This window comes from Xenorhabdus sp. IM139775, assembly GCF_028598745.1.
Taxonomy (GTDB): Bacteria; Pseudomonadota; Gammaproteobacteria; order Enterobacterales; family Enterobacteriaceae; genus Xenorhabdus.
Map to the genome: position 1 here is coordinate 1 of NZ_JAQRFK010000125.1, position 4,489 is coordinate 4,489.

Annotated in this window: 1 protein-coding gene; it reads left to right on the top strand. The window is 54.1% G+C overall.

Annotated elements, in window-relative coordinates; genetic code table 11:
• A partial coding sequence (locus PSI17_RS15955; protein WP_273552905.1) for a non-ribosomal peptide synthetase occupies positions 1-4,489 on the top strand: 4,489 nt, incomplete at both ends.

Genomic DNA, 4,489 nt, shown 5'->3' on the forward strand with positions numbered 1-4,489 from the left:
CTTGGCCGCAATGATTTTCAGGTGAAATTACGCGGTTTCCGCATTGAACTGGGGGAAATCGAGGCAAAACTTGAGCAATGCCACGGTGTGCGCGAGGCGGTCGTGCTGGCGCGCGAAGACGCGACAGGACAAAAACAGTTGGTCGCTTACTTACGGCCACACGAGGGCGTTAAACTCCTGCCGGCCGAACTGCGTCAGCAGCTTGCCCAGCATCTCGCGGATTATATGCTGCCCAGTGCCTTTGTGACGCTGGACGCTTTCCCGCTGACCCCCAACGGCAAACTCGACCGTCAGGCGCTGCCGGCCCCTGACGCGTCGGCGGCGGTTACCCGCCACTATGAAGCCCCGGTGGGGGAAGTGGAAACGGCCCTGGCCCAAATTTGGCAAGAGTTGCTGGGACTGGAAAAAGTCGGCCGCCATGACCACTTCTTTGAACTCGGCGGGCACTCGCTGTTAATCGTCAGCCTGATGGAACGAGTGCACAAGCTGGGCTGGCGGCTGGAAGTGCGCAGCGTATTCGATGCCCCGATCCTGCGGGCGCTGGCGCAAACCCTGTTATCTCCCGAAAATGCCCCCCCGGCTTTCGCCGTGCCCCCCAATCTTATCCCTACCGATTGCACGGCGATCACCCCCGACATGTTGCCGCTGGTACCGCTCTCCCAAACCGAGATCAATGCCCTGACAACGGTGATCCCCGGCGGTGCCGGCAATGTGCAGGATATCTATCCGCTCGCGCCGTTGCAGGAAGGGATTTTCTTCCACCATTTATTACAGGCCCAAGGGGACGATTATCTGCTGCGCTGTCTGCTCGCCTTTGACCACCGTGAACGGCTCAATGCCTTTTTGGCCGCCCTGCAACACATTATTGACCGCCATGATATTTTGCGCACCTCCGTCCATTGGCAGGGTCTGCCCCAGCCCCTTCAGGTGGTCTGGCGTCAGGCATCGCTGCCTGTCAAGGTCTTTACACCGATCCCAGACACTGAAGAAGACGTTGTAGCCCAACTGCGGGCCGCCACCGATCCCCGGCGGCACCGTCTCGACCTGAATCAGGCTCCTTTGTTTGCTGCTGATATTGCCCACAATCGGGTACAGGATGAATGGTTGTTAGCCTTGCGTTTTCATCATCTGGTCAGTGACCACATGACACTGGAGCTGATTTTCGCTGAAATGGCCCAAGTGTTACTGGGCCATGCCGACACCCTGCCGGCCACCCTGCCGTACCGTAACTTTGTTGCCCAAACGTTAAGTATGCCCACCGCTGCACACGAAGCCTATTTCCGGCAATTACTGGGCGATGTGGAAGAACCCACCCTGCCGTTTGCATTGCTTGATGTACAAGGAAACAACCGCAATGAACATGATGAAATTGTAGAAAATAGCTTGATGTTGGATGATGAACTGGCACAACAGATCCGCGATTGTGCACGCCAGCAAGGCATCAGTTCAGCGGTTCTGTTCCATTTGGCTTGGGCACAAGTGTTGGCACAGTGCTGCGGCCGCGATGATGTGATATTCGGCACCGTTTTATTGGGCCGACTACAGGGTGGTCTGGGGGTTTCTCAGGTGCTCGGTATGTTTATCAACACCCTGCCCGTTCGCGTTAAGCTACAGGGACGTAACGTTAAACAGGCGGTACAGGAAACCTACCAATGCCTGAGTGAATTGCTGGATCATGAACAGATCCCACTGGCGATTGCCCAGCGTTGCAGTGGGGTTCAGGCACCATTGCCACTGTTTAACAGTCTGCTGAATTTCCGCCATAGCCCACGTGGAGATGAACAGGTAGCCTCAGTCACTTGGGAAGGCATTCACGTGTTAGAAAACGAAGAACGCAGCAATTATCCCTTATCATTGGATGTGGATGATGTTGATGATGGATTCAGATTGACGGCGCAATGCAGCCAGAAAGTGGATCCGGTGCGGATTAATGCTTATGTCAACACGGCCTTAAAAGGCATTGTAGCTGCCCTGCGGCATGATCCTGATCAACCCATTCAGGCTATCGATATTTTGCCCTTGGCAGAACGCACTCAATTATTGAAAACATTTAATGATACCGCTGTCAAACTTCCGCAGGATGCCTTGATCCACCAACGGTTCGAACAGCAGGCAGCGCGGACACCAAATGCCACCGCGTTGGTCTTTGGCGGGCGCGAACTGAGTTACGCGGAACTGAATCACCATGCCAACCAACTGGCACACCAACTCATTGCGTCCGGCGTGCGTCCCGACGATCGCATTGCTATCTGTGCGGATCGCAGTCTGGCGATGATTATCGGCATCTATGGCATCCTGAAAGCGGGGGCGGGTTATGTTCCCCTTGATCCTGAATACCCCGCTGAACGCTTAGCCTATCAACTGTCGGACAGTCAGTCCGTATTATTGCTGGCTCAGCAACATTTACAGGAACGTTTACAGGAACTTTTGCCAACTCAGGATATTCCCGTCTGGTTGCTGGACGATGAAAGCCACCTAAATAAGGTGGCAAAACAGCCGAACCATAATCCGGATGCCCGTCAGATCGGACTTAAGCCACACCATCTGGCCTATGTTATCTACACTTCCGGTTCGACAGGGCAGCCTAAAGGCGTGATGCTGGAACACCGCAATGTGGTGAATTTTATCCATGCCCAGCACCAGATCAGTCATCCCCAATGGGGTGATCGCATTCTGCAATTTGCCACCATCGCGTTTGATACCTCGGTATCAGATATTTTCCCAACGTTAGCATCCGGTGCGGCGTTGGTTCTGCGCCCGGCGCATGTCCGTGTGCCGAATAAAGAATTTGTCGATCTGTTAAATACACAGAAAATCACCATCATGGATATACCCACCGCTTTCTGGCATCAATGGGTAGAAGAGATGATGGCAGGACACAGTGGTTTCGGGAAATATCTGCACACGGTGATTGTCGGCGGTGAGAAGGCGGAATTGCACCATTGGAAGAACTGGCACGCTATGCCGGAAACACAATCCTGTCGCTGGATTAACTCCTATGGCCCGACGGAAACAACGGTTATCGTCACAGCATTAACTTTGGATACCACACCGATACCCGCTAACAAGCACGCTTGGGAGAATACCGGTAATATTCCGCTCGGCCGCCCGATTGCCAATACCCAGATTTATATTCTGGATACGCGCGGTCAACCGGTGCCCCTCGGTGTGGCTGGTGAAATTCATATTGCCGGTGCCGGCGTCGCGCGCGGTTATCTCAACCGGCCTGAACTGACAGCAGAACGTTTTATTCCCGACCCATTCTCGCCGGAACCGGACGCCCGGATGTACAAAAGCGGTGACCTCGGCCGCTGGTTGCCCGACGGCAATATCGAATACCTTGGCCGCAATGATTTTCAGGTGAAATTACGCGGTTTCCGCATTGAACTGGGGGAAATTGAGGCACAACTTATGCAGTGTCACGGCGTGCAAGAAGCCCTGGTTGTCGCCCGTGAAGATCAACGTCTGGTTGCTTATCTGCGTGCGCAAGCGGGGGTAGAATTGGTGCCGGCTGAACTGCGCCAGCAGCTTGCCCAGCATCTCGCGGACTATATGCTGCCCAGCGCGTTCGTGATGCTGGATGTTTTCCCGTTGACCCCCAACGGCAAACTTGATCGGCAAGCGCTGCCGGCGCCTGACACTTCGGCGGTGGTCACCCGCTACTATGAAGCCCCGGTGGGGAACGTGGAAACTGCCCTGACCCAGATCTGGCAAAACTTGCTGGGACTGGAAAGAGTTGGCCGCCATGATCATTTCTTTGAGCTGGGCGGTCACTCGCTGCTTGCGGTACAGTTGTTGAACCGTCTGCGTGAACAAGGCATGGAGGTGGCACTGACCACTTTGTTTGCCCATCCCACTTTGAGTGATCTCGCTTTGGCAATAAAGGAACATGTTGTCATGCCAGCCTCCCCGTTGGATGCAAATCCGGTACCGTTAAGTCCCGCAGGCTCTTTGCTCCCCTTATTCTTAGTCCATGAAACTTCCGGTGACCCGCTGGTTTACTCACCACTGGCGGCTTTACTGCCCCCTGAGCTTCCCGTCTACGTATTGCAGGCGCTTGGCATTCACACGCTGGCGCATCCCCCGCAGTCAATTGAAGCGCTGGCGACCTGCCATATTCAGGCGATCCGTCGTGTCCAGCCACAAGGACCTTATCGTCTGGCCGGCTGGTCAATAGGGGGGGTGATTGCCTATGAAATCGCGCAGCAATTAACGACCGATGGTGAAACAGTCGAGTTTCTCGGCATGATCGATTCCTATTATCAGTTCGGTAAAGACAATCATGAACGGTCAATAGCCGCCAGCCATGTAGATGGGGAAGCAACAAAAATTAAGTTATTCATTGACTCGCTGCATATTGAAAGGAACATTGATGATGAGCAGACGTTAAAAGCGTTATACCAACTCAGCAGCTTAGAAGACATTGTTGATTACGGCATTGAACACCAATGGACGCCGGCCAATATCACACGCGAAGATATCCTCCTCC